Source organism: Rhodoferax sp. P1_F3, assembly GCF_056405715.1.
The window spans coordinates 74,098-91,843 of sequence record NZ_JBFUBO010000009.1; the positions used below are offsets into that span (position 1 = coordinate 74,098).

The 17,746-nt window shown below is 61.6% G+C and carries 16 protein-coding genes; 8 read left to right on the forward strand and 8 right to left on the reverse strand.

What is annotated here, in order from left to right:
- The first annotated feature begins 56 nt into the window (after positions 1-56).
- From AC1DZ5_RS15485 to AC1DZ5_RS15510, 6 genes are all read left to right on the forward strand, one after another.
- A complete protein-coding gene (locus AC1DZ5_RS15485) occupies positions 57-653 on the forward strand; it encodes a hypothetical protein (protein WP_477890593.1) in 597 nt (198 codons plus the stop codon).
- Positions 646-1,209, forward strand: coding sequence for a TlpA disulfide reductase family protein (locus AC1DZ5_RS15490; RefSeq protein ID WP_477890595.1), 564 nt, complete (start codon positions 646-648; stop codon positions 1,207-1,209). The genes AC1DZ5_RS15485 and AC1DZ5_RS15490 overlap by 8 nt, the downstream gene beginning before the upstream one ends.
- A 172-nt stretch (positions 1,210-1,381) precedes the next feature.
- On the forward strand, positions 1,382-1,837 hold the full coding sequence (gene accB / locus AC1DZ5_RS15495; protein ID WP_477890597.1) for an acetyl-CoA carboxylase biotin carboxyl carrier protein: 456 nt from the start codon (positions 1,382-1,384) through the stop codon (positions 1,835-1,837).
- 12 nt (positions 1,838-1,849) lie between these two features.
- Positions 1,850-3,199 (forward strand): acetyl-CoA carboxylase biotin carboxylase subunit, encoded by a 1,350-nt coding sequence (gene accC, locus AC1DZ5_RS15500; RefSeq protein WP_477890599.1) that lies wholly within the window; start codon positions 1,850-1,852, stop codon positions 3,197-3,199.
- Positions 3,200-3,207: 8 nt separating this feature from the next.
- The gene (gene prmA / locus AC1DZ5_RS15505) at positions 3,208-4,086 is read left to right on the forward strand and encodes a 50S ribosomal protein L11 methyltransferase (RefSeq protein WP_477890601.1); all 879 of its coding nucleotides are present in this window, start codon (positions 3,208-3,210) and stop codon (positions 4,084-4,086) included.
- A 33-nt stretch (positions 4,087-4,119) separates the two neighbouring features.
- On the forward strand, positions 4,120-5,190 hold the full coding sequence (locus tag AC1DZ5_RS15510; protein ID WP_477890603.1) for a zinc-ribbon and DUF3426 domain-containing protein: 1,071 nt from the start codon (positions 4,120-4,122) through the stop codon (positions 5,188-5,190).
- Positions 5,191-5,267: 77 nt separating this feature from the next.
- On the opposite strand, the gene AC1DZ5_RS15515 is transcribed toward AC1DZ5_RS15510, so the two are convergent.
- From AC1DZ5_RS15515 to AC1DZ5_RS15550, 8 genes are all read right to left on the reverse strand, one after another.
- On the reverse strand, positions 5,268-5,783 hold the full coding sequence (locus AC1DZ5_RS15515) for a histone H1-like DNA-binding protein (protein WP_310340298.1): 516 nt from the start codon (positions 5,781-5,783) through the stop codon (positions 5,268-5,270).
- A 170-nt stretch (positions 5,784-5,953) separates the two neighbouring features.
- Positions 5,954-7,123 (reverse strand): ribonucleotide-diphosphate reductase subunit beta, encoded by a 1,170-nt coding sequence (locus AC1DZ5_RS15520; RefSeq protein ID WP_477890605.1) that lies wholly within the window; start codon positions 7,121-7,123, stop codon positions 5,954-5,956.
- Between the two features lie 121 nt (positions 7,124-7,244).
- Positions 7,245-10,181, reverse strand: coding sequence for a ribonucleoside-diphosphate reductase subunit alpha (locus AC1DZ5_RS15525; RefSeq protein WP_477890607.1), 2,937 nt, complete (start codon positions 10,179-10,181; stop codon positions 7,245-7,247).
- Between the two features lie 364 nt (positions 10,182-10,545).
- Positions 10,546-11,145 (reverse strand): 1,6-anhydro-N-acetylmuramyl-L-alanine amidase AmpD, encoded by a 600-nt coding sequence (gene ampD, locus AC1DZ5_RS15530; protein WP_477890609.1) that lies wholly within the window; start codon positions 11,143-11,145, stop codon positions 10,546-10,548.
- Entirely contained in the window at positions 11,138-12,643 is a 1,506-nt protein-coding gene (locus AC1DZ5_RS15535) for a sigma-54-dependent transcriptional regulator (RefSeq protein ID WP_477890611.1), read from the reverse strand. The genes ampD and AC1DZ5_RS15535 overlap by 8 nt, the downstream gene beginning before the upstream one ends.
- On the reverse strand, positions 12,622-14,361 hold the full coding sequence (locus AC1DZ5_RS15540; protein WP_477890613.1) for a sensor histidine kinase: 1,740 nt from the start codon (positions 14,359-14,361) through the stop codon (positions 12,622-12,624). Before AC1DZ5_RS15540 ends, AC1DZ5_RS15535 begins: the two co-directional genes overlap by 22 nt.
- Entirely contained in the window at positions 14,361-14,591 is a 231-nt protein-coding gene (locus AC1DZ5_RS15545; RefSeq protein WP_477890615.1) for a PP0621 family protein, read from the reverse strand. Before AC1DZ5_RS15545 ends, AC1DZ5_RS15540 begins: the two co-directional genes overlap by 1 nt.
- Positions 14,588-15,391, reverse strand: a complete 804-nt coding sequence (locus AC1DZ5_RS15550) for a cytochrome C assembly family protein (RefSeq protein ID WP_477890617.1) — start codon at positions 15,389-15,391, stop codon at positions 14,588-14,590. The genes AC1DZ5_RS15545 and AC1DZ5_RS15550 overlap by 4 nt, the downstream gene beginning before the upstream one ends.
- A 78-nt stretch (positions 15,392-15,469) precedes the next feature.
- On the opposite strand from AC1DZ5_RS15550, the gene ffh reads away from it, so the two are divergent.
- A complete protein-coding gene (ffh, locus tag AC1DZ5_RS15555; protein WP_477890619.1) occupies positions 15,470-16,834 on the forward strand; it encodes a signal recognition particle protein in 1,365 nt (454 codons plus the stop codon).
- The gene (locus AC1DZ5_RS15560; protein WP_477890621.1) at positions 16,831-17,745 is read left to right on the forward strand and encodes a DMT family transporter; all 915 of its coding nucleotides are present in this window, start codon (positions 16,831-16,833) and stop codon (positions 17,743-17,745) included. Before ffh ends, AC1DZ5_RS15560 begins: the two co-directional genes overlap by 4 nt.
- Position 17,746 lies beyond the last annotated feature (1 nt).

The window sequence follows — 17,746 nt, forward strand, 5'->3', positions numbered from 1 at the left end:
ACTGGAGCATTCCCGGTGCCGCTTCAAGGTTGCAGGGGGCGCGGCACAATGGCGCCATGGACGACTTGAAAGAAGAAATCGCTGCGACCGCTGCCCGCATGGTGGTGGAAGAGGGCCTGGAGTACGGCCCCGCCAAACGGCGTGCGGTCAAGCAATTGGGCGTGTCGGCGCGTGCGGCCTTGCCCGACAACGACCAGTTGGAAGTCGCGGTGCAGGAGTACATCGCCCTGTTTTGTGCAGACACCCAACCTCAGGAGCTGCAGGCCCTGCGTATGTTGGCGCTAGAGTGGATGGACCGACTGGCCCCATTCCGTCCCCATGTCAGCGGGGCGGTTTGGCATGGCACGGCCACGCGGCGGTCTGACATTTATCTGCAGTTATTTTGCGATGACCCCAAGTCCGCAGAAATCGCCCTGATTGACGGTGGCGTGCGTTTTGAGGCCCGCTCCGTGCCCGGCCTGCATGGCGAGATGGTGGATGCGCTCAGTGTGCATGCGCTGTGTCGCCCGCTGAACGAGCAAGTGGGCGTGCATTTGCTGGTGTACGACTTGGACGATGTGCGGGGCGCGTTGCAGCCCGATGCGCGCGGGCGGCGTCCGCGAGGTGATGCGGCGGCCCTGCAGCGCTTGTTGCATGATGTAGCCCATGACTGAGCCACTGCCCACTTCTCCCGAGCCCGAACCGGTTTCGCGGCGCACGCTGCTGGGCAGCGTGGCGGTGGGGGCTGCGCTGGCGGGGATTGGCGTGGCCGTTTGGAGGCAATCCGCGGGACCCGCAGCGGTCGCGGCAGAGCCGGTGCCGGGTTTTTGGGCCCACCACTGGGAGGCCCCGGACGGTAAAGTGGTGTCTCTGGCTGCGTTCAAGGGGCGCCCGCTGCTGGTGAATTTCTGGGCCACGTGGTGCCCGCCCTGTGTGGATGAGCTGCCGCTCATCAATCGCTTCTACCGCGAAAACAAGGGCAACGGCTGGCAAGTGCTGGGATTGGCCATCGACAAAAGGGAGCCGGTGCAAAAATTTCTCCAAACCATGCCCCTGGAGTTCCCCATTGCACTGGCCGGTTTGGCGGGTACGGAGCTGGGGCGTGAGTTGGGCAACCTGACCGGTGGCCTGCCGTTCTCGGTGGCCGTGGCGTCGGACGGCACGGTCATCCAGCGCAAGATGGGTCGCCTGCTGCCCGAAGATCTGGCCGCATGGGCTGGGTTAAAATAGAGGGCTCAGCCTAGGTTGGGCCTGCCTGCGCAGGCTTGTTTCAATGCCCTGGCCTATCAGTTTGGTAGGCAAAAATCGCTGTTTTTGCGCAGAGATAGTAAAAATTATCAGCAAATGCCGGTATTTTTGCGGTAAATTCGCCGCTTCGCAAATATCGGTTGTTGGAGATTCCATGGATTTACGCAAACTCAAGACCCTGATCGACTTGGTGTCCGATTCCAATGTGTCGGAACTGGAAATCACCGAGGCCGAGGGCAAAGTTCGTATTGTCAAGGGCGGTGGCGCCATGGTGCAGGGCTATGCCGCCGCACCCGTCTATGCAGCCCCTCCCGCCCAAGCCCCWGCGGCGCCAGCCGCTGCGGTCGCCGCGCCGGTGGTCGAAGCCGCACCTGCTGGCCACGCCGTCAAATCGCCCATGGTGGGCACGTTCTACCGTTCGTCTTCCCCAGGTGCCAAACCCTTTGTGGAAGTGGGCGACAGCATCAAGCAGGGCGAGACCATTTGCATTATTGAGGCGATGAAGATCCTCAACGAGATCGAAGCCGACAAGTCTGGCACCGTGACCCAACTCCTGTGTGACAACGGGCAAGCGGTCGAATACGGCCAGCCTTTGTTCATCATCGAATAAGCACACGCATCCATGTTCAAGAAAATCCTGGTCGCCAACCGTGGCGAGATTGCCTTGCGGATCCAGCGCGCGTGCCGCGAGCTGGGGATCAAGGCCGTCATGGTCTATTCCGAGGCGGACCGCGAAGCCAAGTACGTCAAGCTGGCCGAAGAAGCCGTATGCATTGGGCCCGCACCTTCCGCACAGAGCTACCTCAATATGCCGGCCATCATCTCGGCCGCCGAGGTGACGGATGCTGAGGCGATCCACCCCGGCTATGGCTTTTTGAGCGAAAACGCAGACTTCGCTGAGCGCGTGGAAAAAAGCGGCTTCCAGTTCATTGGTCCCACGCCCGAGTCCATCCGCATCATGGGTGACAAGGTATCGGCCAAGCAGGCCATGATCCGTGCTGGCGTGCCTTGCGTGCCAGGCTCGGAGGGCGAGCTGCCCGACGATCCCGTGCAAATCCGCCGCATGGCCAAGGCCGTGGGCTACCCCGTGATCATCAAGGCCGCCGGTGGCGGCGGTGGTCGCGGTATGCGCGTGGTCCACACCGAGGCCGCCCTGGTGAATGCCGTGGCCATGACCAAGGCCGAAGCCGGTGCTGCGTTTGGCAACCCGGCGGTCTATATGGAGAAGTTTCTCCAGAACCCGCGCCACATTGAAATCCAGATCCTGGCGGACAAGCACAAGAATGCGGTCTACCTGGGCGAGCGCGATTGTTCCATGCAACGTCGCCACCAGAAGGTGCTGGAAGAATCCCCCGCGCCCGGTATCAACCGCAAACTGATCGAACGCATTGGTGAGCGCTGCGTTGCTGCCTGCAAGAAGATCGGCTACCGCGGCGCCGGCACATTCGAATTCCTGTACGAGGACGGCGAGTTTTACTTCATTGAGATGAACACCCGCGTGCAGGTGGAGCATCCGGTGACCGAGATGGTGACGGGCATTGACATCGTCAAGACCCAGATCATGGTGGCCGCCGGCGAAAAGCTGCCGTTTACCCAGCGCCAGATCGAAGTCCGCGGGCACGCGATTGAGTGCCGTGTAAACGCCGAAGACCCCTACAAGTTCACGCCTTCTCCAGGCCGAGTGACCATGTGGCACGCACCCGGTGGCCCCGGCGTGCGGGTGGACTCGCATGTCTACACCAACTACTTTGTGCCGCCCAACTACGACTCCATGGTGGGCAAAATCATTGTGCACGGCGACACCCGCGAGCAGGCCATGGCCCGCATGCGCACGGCCCTGGCCGAGACCGTGGTGGAAGGTATCAACACCAATATCCCGCTGCACCGCGAGTTGATGGTGGATGCCAAGTTCATGGATGGTGGTACCAACATCCACTACCTGGAACACTGGCTGGAACAGCACAAACGCTAAGGGTTGGCATGTTTGAATTGCGTTTGATGTGTCCCGAAGATCGGGTCGAAAGCCTGAGCGATGCGCTGGACGCCTTGGACGCCTTGAGCGTGAGCGTGGAAGACGCGGACGCCCAGACGGATGCTGAGCAGGCCCTATTTGGCGAGCCCGGCATGCCGCCCCCCAAAGATGGTTGGCAGCGTTCCCGTGTGATCGCGCTGTTTGCCGATCAGGCGCTGGCCGACGATGCCGCACGGCTGCTGCTGGCACAGGACTTTTTTGACGGTTGCCAGGTGTTGGGCGTTGCCGCGGTAGCGGACCAGGATTGGGTGCGGTTGACCCAGTCGCAATTCGCCCCTGTCGAGATTACCCCTGAGTTCTGGATTGTCCCCACCTGGCACGAGCCGCCCGAGCAGGCCAAACAGGTCATCCGTTTGGATCCCGGCCTTGCGTTTGGCACGGGTACCCACCCCACTACTCGTATGTGCTTGCGCTGGATTGCCAAGCATCCAGGTCAAGCCCGCGTGCTGGACTACGGGTGTGGCTCCGGCATTTTGGCCATCGGCACCGCCAAGTTTGGCGCGCAACAGGTGGTGGCGGTGGACATTGATGATGCGGCGGTGCAGTCTACGGATTTGAACGCCGAAGCCAACAACGTGCGCCTGCAGGCCGGTTTGCCGGAGCTGGCCACGGGCGTCCATGACCTGGTGCTGGCCAACATCCTGGCTACGCCACTGAAAGTGTTGGCCCCGCTGTTGTGTTCGCATGTGCAGCCCGGCGGGCACCTGGTGTTGGCCGGTATTTTGGCGCGCCAGGAAGACGAGTTGAAGGCTGCCTATGCGCCGTACTGCAAGCTGTCTGTGGCAGACCACGAAGATGGCTGGATTTTGATGACCGCCACGCTCTAAAACGGGAGGGTGCGGGCCCTACAATGTGACGCGATGAGCCTGATTACCCAATGCCCAGCCTGCGCCACGATGTTCAAGGTCGTGCCAGACCAGTTGCGCATTTCGGACGGTTGGGTGCGCTGTGGCCAGTGCGATGAGGTGTTCGACGCGAATGCCAATATGGTCAAAGATGTGGAGGTCGCTGCTGAGGCCCCTCCTGCGGAAGAGCCTTCTGTTAGCTCGGCCATGGCGGAAGCGACCAGCGAGGCCGTAGAGGCCGATCAGGACTGGGCTTCCTCATTGCGTTTTGCTTCTCAGGAGGCTCCTCCCTCGTCTGGCGACGCCCCTCCAGTATCTGAGTCATTTGACTCGGTGGTGCGCGAGATGTCGGAAGTGATGCGCGAAGGCGAGGTCGAATCCATTGACTTTGACGCTATGTCCCCCGCCGTTGATTCGCTGCTGGACCATCGCCCTGGTGAGTTTGCGCATGACAAGGCCTCAGCACAAACCGTGGAGGTGAAGCCCTCTTCCAAAAGTTCAGACCAAACCGAGCCGCGCTATGTGCAGGCCGGTGTCAAAACGGTAGACATTACGGACGCTCCCAAGTTGTCCTTCATGCGCCATGCAGGTCGTACCAGCGTCTGGCAGCGCACCAGTGTGCGCGTTGGGTTGTTGCTGCTAAGCGTATTGCTGGTCGGCGCCCTAGGGTTGCAGGTGGTGGTGCACGAACGTGACCGCATTGTGGCTACCGAACCCGCCAGCCGCGACGCGCTGGTGGCCTTGTGCGAGTGGATGGCTTGTCAGGTGATGCCGTTGCGTCAGATCGACGCGGTGGTGATCGACAGCTCGGCGTTCACCAAGGTGCGTTCGGATGTATATCGTCTGAACTTTGCGCTCAAGAGCACCGCAGCCACCTCGCTGGCCATGCCTTCACTGGAGCTCACCTTGACGGACATGCAGGACCAGGCCGTGATTAGGCGCGTGCTGCAGCCTTCTGAGCTGGGTTTCAAAAAGGACACGCTGGAGGCGGGAGCTGAAGTATCTGCATCATTGCCCATCAGCGTGAAAACCAGTGGCAGCACCGAGCGCATTTCTGGTTATCGCCTGCTGGCGTTCTACCCCTGAAGATCTAGGCCGAAGGCCAGACGTAAAAAAGCCCGAGACCTTGCGGTGTCGGGCTTTGGAGCCTATCGCGTAAACGCTCAGGGCTTGCTGGAAGTCGGAAACGGCCAGGCCGCTTGCGGATTCAGCGTAGTTTGCGCAGCAGGGGCCGCAGGGGCAGCTTTGGCAGCGGGTGCTTTCGCGGCTTTCTTCGCAGCGGGCTTCTTCGCTGCTTTTTTGGCTACGGGCTTCTTCGCTGCAGGCTTCTTGGCAACAGCGGCTTTCTTTGCTGGAGCCTTTTTCGCTGCTGCTTTCTTGGCAGGAGCTGCCTTCTTCGCTGCTACCTTTTTGGCGGGAGCGGCTTTCTTGGCAGGAGCTGCCTTCTTCGCTGCTACCTTTTTGGCGGGAGCGGCTTTCTTAGCAGGAGCTGCCTTCTTCGCTGCTACCTTTTTGGCGGGAGCGGCTTTCTTAGCAGGAGCTGCCTTCTTTGCTGCTACCTTTTTAGCGGGAGCGGCTTTCTTAGCAGGAGCTGCCTTCTTTGCTGCTACTTTCTTAGCGGGTGCAGCTTTCTTCGCGGGAGCGGCCTTTTTTGCGGCCGGTTTTTTTGCAGTTGCCATGATTTTCTCCTTGATCAATTTACAAAGAGCACTTCTTGCCAGTTGGGTGCAAGAAGCGATTCATATTGTTGGGCGCAGTCCCAGCAACATGAACGCGGTGACACGCACCCAGTCCGCAGTCTGTGCTGCGATGCTGGAGGCGTGAAGTTCTAGAAAACATAGTTAGCGTTTCAATCCCAAGACAGGGCGCCGCCCGATTGGTACTCGATCACGCGGGTTTCGAAGAAGTTGCGTTCCTTCTTCAAGTCAATCATTTCGCTCATCCAGGGGAACGGGTTTTCCTCGTTCGGGAACAAGGGCTCCAAACCAATCTGGGTGGCACGGCGGTTGGCGATGTAGCGCAAATAGCCTTTGAACATCGATGCGTTCATGCCTAGCACGCCGCGTGGCATGGTGTCTTCGGCGTAGCGATATTCCAGTTCCACGGCTTTCTCGAACAGGGCCTTGATCTCCGCCTTGAACTCGGGCGTCCACAGGTGGGGGTTTTCCAGCTTGAGCTGATTGATCAGGTCGATGCCAAAGTTGCAGTGCATGGACTCGTCGCGCAGGATGTACTGGTACTGCTCGGCAGCGCCCGTCATTTTGTTCTGGCGACCCAAGGCCAAGATCTGCGTGAAGCCCACGTAGAAGAACAAGCCTTCCATCAGGCAGGCAAACACGATGAGCGACTTGAGCAGCGTCTGGTCGGTCTCGGCCGTGCCCGTGTGGAAGTTCGGATCCATGATGGCCGCGATGAACGGAATCAGGAACTCGTCCTTGTCGCGAATTGACTGGACTTCGTTGTAGGCGTTGAAGATCTCGCTCTCGTCCAGGCCCAGTGATTCCACGATGTACTGGTAAGCGTGGGTGTGGATGGCCTCTTCAAAGGCCTGGCGCAGCAGGAACTGGCGGCATTCGGGTGCTGTGATGTGGCGGTAGGTGCCCAGCACGATGTTGTTGGCAGCCAGCGAGTCGGCGGTCACAAAGAAGCCGAGGTTGCGCTTGACGATACGGCGTTCGTCTTCGGTCAGGCCGTTAGGGTCTTTCCACAGAGCGATGTCGCGCGTCATGTTGACTTCTTGCGGCATCCAGTGGTTGGCGCAACTGGCCAAGTATTTTTCCCAGGCCCATTTGTATTTGAAGGGAACCAGTTGGTTCACATCGGTCTGGCCGTTGATGATGCGCTTGTCATCGGCGCGGATGCGGCGTGGGGTCCCGGTCTGCATGACGGCCGCCACGGCCGCTGGAGTGGGGACGGAAGCAGGGGTGACTGCTGCCTGCGCAACCGACAGCTGTTCAGACGGGTTGCGCGCAAAGTTGCTCGGCGGTGTGGGCTTGACTTCTTCGTCCCAGGTCAACATAGATGATTCCAATCAGCGGATTATGAGAGCAGCGAAATGAAATGAAAAGTAGTCATGCATTTCACTGCCCATTTGTGTTGCTCTGTAGCATCGCAATGTCAGTTGCGATGCGCCTCTCTTTTTACTGGCAGGACTCGCAGGTGGGGTCATCCACGCCGCAGAACTTGATGTCGGTCGCCGCATTGCTGGTCAGTTCCATCTGTGCGTGTGCTGCAGCGGCAGCTGCCTCCAAGGCGCTGGACATTTTGGTGGAGCCTTGCGCATCGTTGCCCGAGGACACTGCGTTCATGCGGCCTGCCGTCACAGTGGATTTCTCCGCGTGGGTGGCGGACATGGTGCGGAGGTAGTAGGTGGTCTTAAGACCACGCAACCAGGCCAGCTTGTAGGTCTCGTCGAGCTTCTTGCCCGATGCGCCTGCCATGTAGATGTTCAGCGATTGCGCCTGGTCAATCCATTTCTGGCGACGTGCTGCCGCTTCCACCAACCAACGGGTTTCCACTTCAAAGGCGGTGGCGTAGAGTTGTTTGATCTCTTGGGGTACGCGGTCGATGGGGCTCAGCGAACCATCGAAGTGTTTCAGGTCCATCACCATCACGTCATCCCACAGGCCCAAGGCCTTGAGGTCGCGCACCAGGTAGCTGTTGATGACGGTGAACTCGCCCGACAGGTTGGACTTCACCGACAGGTTGCCGAAGCAGGGTTCGATGGAGGCGTCCACACCAATGATGTTGGAGATGGTGGCGGTGGGGGCGATGGCCACACAGTTGGAGTTGCGCATGCCGTCGGCAGCGATCTTCTTGCGAAGAGCATCCCAGTCCAGGGTGGAGGAGCGGTCCACTTCCACATAGCCGCCACGGGCTTGGGCCAGCATGTCCAGGGTGTCGGGTGGCAGGATGCCCTTGTCCCACAGCGAACCCTTAAAGCTGGAGTACTGGCCGCGCTCGCGGGCCAACTCTGTGGAAGCCCAGTAGGCGTAGTAGCTGATGGCTTCCATGGATTCGTCGGCAAACTGCACGGCAGCGTCGCTGGCGTAAGGAATGCGCAGCGCGTACAGGCTGTCCTGGAAGGCCATGACGCCCAGGCCTACGGGGCGGTGGCGCATGTTCGAATCACGTGCCTTCTTGACCGCGTAGTAGTTGATGTCGATCACGTTGTCCAGCATGCGCATGGCCGTGGAGATGGTGCGCTTGAGCTTGTCGTGGTCTAAAGTCTTGCCGTTCTCGCCGTCTTTCAAATGCTGGCGCAGGTTCACCGAGCCCAGGTTGCAGACCGCGGTTTCGGTGTCCGAGGTATTGAGCGTGATCTCGGTGCACAGGTTAGAAGAGTGCACCACACCAGCGTGCTGCTGGGGCGAGCGCACGTTGCAGGCGTCCTTGAACGTGATCCAGGGATGGCCGGTTTCAAACAACATGGTGAGCATCTTGCGCCACAGGTCGGCGGCCTCGACGGTGCGCGAAGGCTTGATCTCGCCGCGTGCGGCCTTGGCTTCGTAGGCCACATAGGCTTTTTCGAAGTCGGCGCCAAACAGGTCGTGCAGGTCGGGTACGTTGGAGGGCGAGAACAGGGTCCAGCTGCCTTTCTCCATCACACGGCGCATGAACAGATCGGGGATCCAGTTGGCCGTGTTCATGTCGTGCGTACGGCGGCGGTCGTCGCCGGTGTTCTTGCGCAGCTCCAGAAACTCTTCGATGTCCAGGTGCCAGGTTTCCAGGTAAGTGCACACCGCGCCCTTGCGCTTTCCGCCTTGGTTCACGGCCACGGCGGTGTCGTTCACCACCTTGAGGAAAGGAACCACGCCTTGGGATTCGCCGTTGGTGCCCTTGATGTGGGAGCCCAGTGCGCGCACGCGGGTCCAGTCGTTACCCAGGCCGCCCGCAAATTTGGACAGCAGGGCGTTTTCCTTGATGGACTCGTAGATGCCGTCCAGGTCATCTGGCACGGTGGTCAGGTAGCAGCTGGACAGCTGCGAGCGCAGCGTACCGCTGTTGAACAACGTGGGCGTGCTGGACATGAAGTCGAAGCTGGACAGCACTTCGTAGAACTGGATGGCACGGGCTTCGCGGTCAATCTCGCCCAGCGACAGGCCCATGGCCACGCGCATGAAGAAGGCCTGGGGCAGTTCGATGCGGGTTTTGCCTTCGTGCAGGAAGTAGCGGTCATACAGCGTCTGCAGGCCGAGGTAATCAAATTGCAGGTCGCGGCTGGCCTTGACGGCGGCGCCCAGGCGCTTCAGGTCAAACTGCAGCAGCTTCTCGTCCAGCAACTCGGCGTCCACACCGCGCTTGATAAAACCTGGGAAGTAATCGGCATAGGCCTCTTGCATGTCGGCCTGGGCTACGTCGCGTCCCAGCACCTCACGGGAAATCGTGTGGAACAACAGGCGCGCTGTGGCGTAGGTGTAGTCCGGGTCTTTTTCAATCAGGGTACGGGCCGCCAGGATGGAGGCCTTGTACACCTCGTCCATGGGCACGCCGTCGTACAGGTTGCGCATGGTTTCGGCCACGATGGGGTCGGCTTTGACATCTGCGCCCAAACCCGAGCATGCGGTTTCAATGCGGGACTGGAGGCGGTCCAGGTCCAGCGCCACACGCTGACCGGCTTCCAGTACATGGATGACCGGTGCGGCAGGTTTTGCCTGCGCGACTTGCTTGGCGCGCTCCTGGGTGCGGCGTTCGCGGTACAGCACATAGGCGCGGGCGATTTCGTGGTGGCCGCCGCGCATCAGGCCCAGTTCCACCTGGTCTTGCACGTCTTCAATCGGGAAGGTGCCGCCTCCGGGACGCGAGCGCATCAGCGCGCGGATCACTTGCTGGGTCAAACCGTCCACGGTTTCGCGCACGCTGGCCGAGGCCGCACCCTGGGTGCCGTGCACGGCCAGAAAGGCCTTCATCAGAGCAACGGCGATTTTGTTGGGCTCGAACGGAACCACGGCGCCATTGCGGCGAATGATCTGGTAATGGGCCAAGGTGTTGACCGCGCCACCTTCTGCGGCGGCCGTGCTGTGCGCGGTCAGCAGAGTGGCTGTGGGGGTGGAGGTTACGGTAGAAATGGATTGCATGATTTCCTCGTCTAAATCAGTGTTTTTATGTGCGTCTGGTGACCCGCCGGCTGGCGCTGTAGGGGTCGAATTCGTCAGTGTGCGTCTTCACCAGCGCACACTATATCTGGGGTCTGGGGTGGTGACAAGCCACTACCGGTAGTGTACCGCGTGCTTGTGTGGTGGTGCGGCTACGGCAGTTTGCAGGGGGGCTGCAGGGCCACAATCGCAAGCCCTTGCTAGATGGGCTTTTTCGGATCTACAGCGCCATTTGACGCGCCTCCTGGGGGCATTTGCCCTTACGAGGCGCATGGCTGCTGTGTGCGCCGCTTTGGTGTGTACGGCCGCGTACTTTGCGGGGACACCAAACAGCACCGAAATATTTTTATTTTGTTACCAAACTGTTGGTGTCGGCCGGAAAGCTTGAGGTTGGAAGCCCTAGGCTTTTGTGCAGCCGTGTCCATTCAAAGCCCGGTCCCGGGTCGGCTTTGCGTCCTGGTGCGATGTGTTCGTGCCCCGCGATGTATTGGATTGGGTAGTGTTGGGCAATGGCAGGGCACAAGGCCTGCAAGGCCTCGTATTGAGCCGACTCGAAGGTGTGCCCTTCCAGTCCTTCCAGCTCAATACCAATGGAGTCGTCGTTGCAGTTGTCTTTGCCGCGGTAGTGGGAAACGCCGGCGTGCCAAGCACGGGCGTCACAGCTCACAAACTGCCAGATATCTCCGTTGCGCTGCACAAAAAAGTGGGCAGAAACCTGCATCCCTTCAATGCTTTTGAAGTATGGGTGTGCATTCCAGTCCAGCGTGTTGGTGAACAGGCGTTGCACTTGGCCGGTGCCGTACTGGCCCGGTGGCAGGCTGATGGAGTGCAGCACGATCAAATCTACCTGGGCGGCGGCCGGGCGTGGGCCGAAGTTCGGTGACTCCTGTCGGTGCGCAAAACGGTACCAGCCGTTCTGCCAGATTGACGCGTGTGGCTCAGGCATCAGGTGCTTCATCCGAAGCATGGGGCACGTCGATCTGAAGGCGTGCCATGCGATAGCGGATCTGGCGCAGGCTGATGCCCAGCCGCTGCGCTGCCACTGTGCGGTTGTAGCGCGTCTCTTTGAGAGTACGCACCAGGATTTCACGTTCTTGCTTATCCAGATGGCCTTGCAGGTCGTCGGGGATCTCTACGGTCGCGGCGACAGGATGGATGGGCGCAACCGCTTGCAGTGCCTGCTTTGACGTGGCCGGTGCATCATCTGTGCGTAACGGGATCGGGCTTGTGGCAAGAGGGTGGGAGTCCAGCTCCAGCACGGTGCCGTCGGAGAGCGCCACCGCGCGGTGCAGCAGGTTTTCCAGTTCGCGGACATTCCCCTGCAGGGGAAGTTGTGCAAGCTGATCCATGGCATGGGGTGACAGCTGTGCAACGGCCGAGCCGGACTCCTGCGCGATGCGCGACAACAAGGCGCCACACAGGGCCGGCAAATCCTCGCAGCGCTCTCGCAGCGGTGGGATATAAATGTCGATGACATTCAGGCGGTAAAACAAATCCTGGCGAAAGCGCCCCGCCTGGACTTCGGCGCTCAGATCCTTGTGGGTGGCGCTGACGATGCGCACATCCACGGCCTCCTCCTGGTGCGAGCCCAGGGGGCGCACATTACGCTCCTGGATGGCACGCAGCAGCTTGGATTGCATGGCCAGAGGCAGATCACCAATCTCGTCCAGAAACAGGGTGCCACCGTGTGCCGCCTGGAAAAAACCGCTGCGGTCCTGCATAGCCCCGGTGTACGCACCTTTGCGGGCGCCAAAAAACTCGGCCTCCATCAGGTTCTCGGGAATGGCGCTGCAGTTGACAGCGACCCACGGACCCGTGGAACGGTGGCTGTTGGCATGCACGGCTCTGGCCACCAGCTCCTTGCCGGTGCCCGATTCACCGCGTACCAGTACCGGCGCCATGCTGCGCGCTACTTTGACAATGCGCTCTTTCACACTTTGCATGGTGGCCGAAGTGCCGGCCAGACGGTCCAGTGTAGCGAGGCCTGATGGGTGCAAGGCAGTGTTGCAGATTTTGGTTGCAGTGGGTTTGGCTCCTGTTGCTGAGGGTGCATTGGACGAGACGCCCTGTAGCGCATTGGCTACCGCACTGCGAAACTGTTTCAGGTCCACCGGCTTGGTCAGGTAGTCAAACGCCCCAGCCTTGAGGGATTCCACCGCGTTCTCCGCCGAGCCGTAGGCGGTGATGACAATGCAGCGCTCGGTACGCTGCTCGGCACGCAATTGACTCAGGATGTCGGTGCCCAGCCCATCAGGCAGACGCATGTCGGTGATCACGGCATCGAAGCGCTGCTGGGCCAGCTGGTCCTTGGCGTCCTGCACGGTGCCCGCGGTTTCCACGCGGTAGCCTTCGCGCAGCAGGGTGAGTTCATACAGGGTGCGCAAATCCGGCTCATCGTCGATGACGAGAATGCGGGCGTCGCTCAGTACAGGGTGGTTTGCCATGGTGTATCGGTATTGTCCTGCGGCGCCGAGGACTCGGGAAGGGCCAGTGCGACCACGAATTCATTGCCTTCTGTGGTGACGCCTTCCAGGTCTTGCGGGCTGCGCTGGTAGCTGAGTGACGCACCGTGGCGTTCGCAGAGTTCCCGGCAGATGTACAGGCCCAGTCCACTGGAACGGCTCTCGGAAGAAAAGAAGGGCTCGAACAAGTGGCGCTGCACGGACTGGTCCATGGGCGCGCCGTCGCTCCACACAGACACGCTGCTGGCTTGTGCCTGCACCACAGTCAGCACCTGGATGCTGCCCACATGTTTGCTGGCGTAGCGGCGCGCGTTGTCCAGCAGGTTGATTAGGACTTGTCGCAGGTGGTCGGCATCAAAACGCACCCAAGCAGCGTGTTCGGTCAGTCGAATCTGCAGAAGCGCACCCAGGCCATTTTGGGTGGCCCAGTCGGTTGCGATACGGTGCACCAATTCATTGAGCAAAACGGCGCCCGGTTGCAATAGCGGGCCGGAGCCGCGGATGCGGGAGACATTCAGAATGTCGTCCACAATTTTCTCCAGACGCTTGGCGTTCTGGCCCACCATGGCCGTGAGTTTCTTCTGCCGCGGGTCGGTGATGTCCTCGTCCAAGAGTGCGTTGGCCTGGGCAATGGCGGCCAGCGGATTGCGAATTTCATGCGCCACGGCCGTGGACAGGCGGCCCATGCTGGCCAGTTTTTCAGTGCGCAAGCGGGCCTCCTGCTCGCGCTGGTCTTGCAGAAACAGCACACACAGACTTTCATGGCCAATGCCCTGGGGCGCTGCCAGCCGTGTGCGTGCCAACACGCGGCGTGGTCCGGCGCCCTCATGGCGAATGGTGATTTCGGCCTGCTGGCCGCGTCCGGTGCCCATGCTCAGGCGTGTGAGCTGCAGCAGGGCGTGCCAAGCGGGTTCGCCCTTGAGGTCAAAGGTGTTGGCGCGCAGGGCCACGGGCGTGCCCAGCAATGTGCGGGCGGCGGGGTTGGCTGCGCGCACATTGCCCGCGTTGTCCACAATCATCACGCCATCGGGCAGTGCTTCAATCACTAGTTCGTTCACTTGCCGCTGCACATTGGCCGCCAGCTGGCTCAGGCGTGCGCGCTTGCCCGCGCTGACCAGCCGCGACGACAGCTGGTGCGCCAGCAGCGCAATCACAAAGTAGCCCGCACCGCTGAGGGCGGCTTGCACCAGGTAGGGCGTGGCATCGGCCGGGCTGGACAAATACGTCCACAGCGTGGCGCCCAGTAGCAGCATGGTGACACCGGCCGCAGTGCCCAGCGCCAGACGCAACGACCCCAGCACCGAGGCCAGCAGAATCGGCAGCGCGAACAAGGGGGTGTAGTTAAGGGTGTTGCCCTGCAGCAGCTGCATGGCAGAAAAAGCGAGCACGTCCAGCCCGATTAGCACGCCCCAGGCGCGGTTGAAAGCCTGTCCCAGGGGGCGTGGTCGCGCAAACACCCGAGCCACCAACGTGCCGATGAAGTAGGCAACGCTTACCCCCACCAAGGCCTTGCTGTGGGCGTTGCCACTGGCGTACAACACGCTTTGCAGCACCAGTAATACCACGCCTAGCGTCAGGCGTGCCGTCATGAACCCCTGCCACAAGCGGGCGAATTCCTGGGTGTCGTCGTGCCCCTCCTGGGGCGGCCCTACTTCCAGGGCGGGGCCAAACCAGGAGTGTTCGGGGTGGGCGGTGGGCATCAGCTTTCGGCGGCGGCGCGGTGGGCCGCGCTGCAGTAGCTACCGTGTGCGCCTTGCACGGCATCGTGCTCAGGCAGGTGCACGCTGCAGCGGAGGCAGGCCACCATGGCGGTGGGTTGCGACAGCCGCGCGGCTTTTTGCTGAACGCGGCTTTGGTGCTGCCCATCCCGTGCACTGCGCCAACGCCAGGCCACCACAAAGACGACCAGGAAAACGAGCAGGTATTTCACGCGACCCGCCCGAGAATGATTTCCATCACAAAGCGCGAGCCCACATAGGCCAGAAACAGCAACACCGAGCCTGCGTACAGCACACCCACGGCACGCTTGCCGCGCCAGCCGAATTGCGCACGCCCGACCAGCAGCACGGCAAAGGTGATCCACGACAGCAGCGAGAACACGGTCTTGTGGTCCCAGTGCCATGCATGGGTGGCGCCATACACCACATCGCCAAACCAGTAACCTACAGCCAGTGTGATGGTCAGCAGGACAAAGCCTGCGCCGACCAGGCGGTAGGTCAGGCGTTCCAGCGTCAGCAGTGGCAGCCCGCTGTGGGGGTCAGCCGCCTGGCGGATGCGGGCTTCGGCCCGCGTCATGAACCAGGCGTGGACCACCGCGGTGCCGAACAGGCCGTAGCAGGCCACGCCAAACGCCAGATGCACCGGCAGCCACACCGATGCAGTGGCGACCAGGCTGGCACCAGGGAATATGCAGGCCAGCAGCACGGCCGCCGAGCCCACGGCCGCCAGTGCCCAGCGGGTTTCCAGTTGTGGGAACACCTGGCTTTCTACGCCGTAGACCGCGGCTACCAGCCAGGCCGTGACCGACAGCGCCGGTGCAAAGCCAAAGTGCGGGCTTTCACCGAACAGGCTCCAGGCCAAGGCGGCACCGTGCAGCAACCAGGCCACCGCCACCCAGGCACGGGCGGTCTGGGCGGACAGGATGCGCGCGCGCAGCGCTGGCCAGGCATAGGCGCTGGCTGCCAAAACCGACAGGGTCAGGCTGGTGGGGGACGCACTGGCTAAAATCATGTCCACAGTTTAGCGTTTTGCTCCCTGCCAGCCCCCGGCTGGCCTTCACCACAGGTTCCGCCAGCCGGAATACGTCTTATGGCTTCCGCCCTCACCGACAAACTCTCCCGCCTCGTCAAAGACCTGCGCGGCCAAGGCCGCATCACCGAGAGCAATGTGACCGACATGCTGCGCGAGGTGCGCATGGCACTGCTGGAGGCCGATGTGGCCTTGCCGGTGGTCCGTGACTTCATTGCCCGCGTGAAAGACAAGGCCTTGGGCCAGGAAGTGCTGGGGTCGCTGCAACCCGGCCAGGTGCTGGTCAGCATCGTGAACCGCGAGCTGGCGGCCACCATGGGCGAGGGGGTGAGTGATATCAACCTCGCCGCGCAGCCACCCGCCGTGATTCTGATGGCGGGTTTGCAGGGCGCCGGTAAAACCACGACGACGGCCAAACTGGCCAAGCACCTGATCGAAAAGCGCAAGAAGAAGGTGCTGACGGTGTCCGGTGACGTGTACCGCCCCGCTGCCATTGAACAGCTCAAGACCGTGACGGCCCAGGCCGGTGCCGAATGGTTTCCGTCCACGCCGGACCAGAACCCCGTGGACATTGGCCGCGCGGCGCTGGACTACGCCAAAAAACATTTCTTCGACGTGCTGCTGGTCGATACAGCAGGCCGTCTGGCGATTGACGAAGCGCTGATGCTGGAAATCAAAAACCTGCACGCCGCGCTGAATCCGGTGGAGACGCTGTTCGTGGTGGACGCCATGCAGGGCCAGGATGCGGTGAACACCGCCAAGGCCTTCAAGGAAGCGCTGCCGCTGACCGGCATCATCTTGACCAAGACCGATGGCGATTCGCGTGGCGGTGCGGCGCTGTCGGTGCGCCAGGTCACCGGCGCGCCCATCAAGTTTGCCGGTACCAGCGAAAAGCTCGACGGTCTGGAGGTGTTTGACGCCGAGCGCCATGCGGGCCGCATCCTCGGCATGGGCGACATCGTCGCGCTGGTGGAGCAGGTCACCGCCGGCGTGGACATCGAAGCCGCGAAGAAGCTGGCCGACAAGGTCAAGAGCGGTGGCGGGTTCGATTTGAACGATTTCCTGTCCCAGATCCAGCAGATGAAGCAGATGGGCGGGCTCTCCAGCCTCATGGACAAGCTGCCCGCTGCCATGGCGGCCAAGGCCGGTCAGGTCGACATGGACAAGGCGGAGCGCGACATCAAGCGCAAGGAAGGCATCATCCACAGCATGACACCGCTGGAGCGCCGCAAGCCCGACCTCATCAAGGCCACCCGCAAGCGCCGCATTGCCGCAGGCGCTGGCGTGCATGTGCAGGAAGTCAATCGCATGCTCAAGGAGTTTGAGCAGATGCAGGACATGATGAAGAAGATGAAGGGCGGCGGCATGATGAAGATGATGAAGCGCCTGGGCGGCATGAAGGGCATGCCCAAGATGCCGTTTTGAACGGATCGGCACGCCCCAACACGCTGGCCGGCATTGGCCTGGCCGTGCTCGCCATGGCCTGTTTTGCGGTGCTGGACACGACTACTAAGTGGGTGTCATTGGGCGTTCCGCTGATGGTGGCGATCGGGTTTCGCTACCTGTTTCAGGCGGTGGCCACCACCGTGGCGGTGTACCCCCAGCGCGGGCGAGCGCTGCTGTACACCCGGCACCTGGGGTTGCATGTGGCGCGAGGTGTGCTGCTGCTCACCACCAGCCTGCTGGCCTTTCTCAGCCTCAAGCACATGCCGGTGGGGGAGTTCACGGCCATCGTGCTGGTCACGCCCCTGGTCGTCACGCTACTGGCGGCGCGTATGCTGCGCGAAACCGTGTCGCCTTTGCGCAAGCTGCTGGTGACTGGCGGCTTCATTGGCACGTTGACCATCGTGCGCCCGGGTGGCCAGGATTTCACCTGGGCCCTGCTGTTCCCGGTGGGCGTGGTGGTGGCGAATGCCGGCTTTCAACTGCTCACCAGCCGCATGGCGCGTACCGAAGACCCCATGACCATGCAGTTCTACACCGGCTGGGTGGGCGCCATCTTGCCCGCTTTGGCCTTGCCATGGGTGTGGGCCGAGATCACGGCACCCGCGCTGTGGGGCGGCTTGTTGTTGATGGGCGTGATGGGCACCGTGGGGCACTTTCTGTTCATCCTGGCCTTTAAGCACGCCCCGGCGGCCACCCTCATGCCCTATATGTATGCGCAGATCGGCTTTGCCATGCTGGGAGGATGGCTCTTGTTTGCCCATGTGCCAGACCATTGGTCGCTGGTGGGCATGGGGCTGATCGCGGTGTGTGGTGCTACGGGGGCTTGGCTGACGGCCCATGAGGCCTGTCTGCCCGTACACTCGGCGCCAAACCGCCCCACAAGAGCCTGAC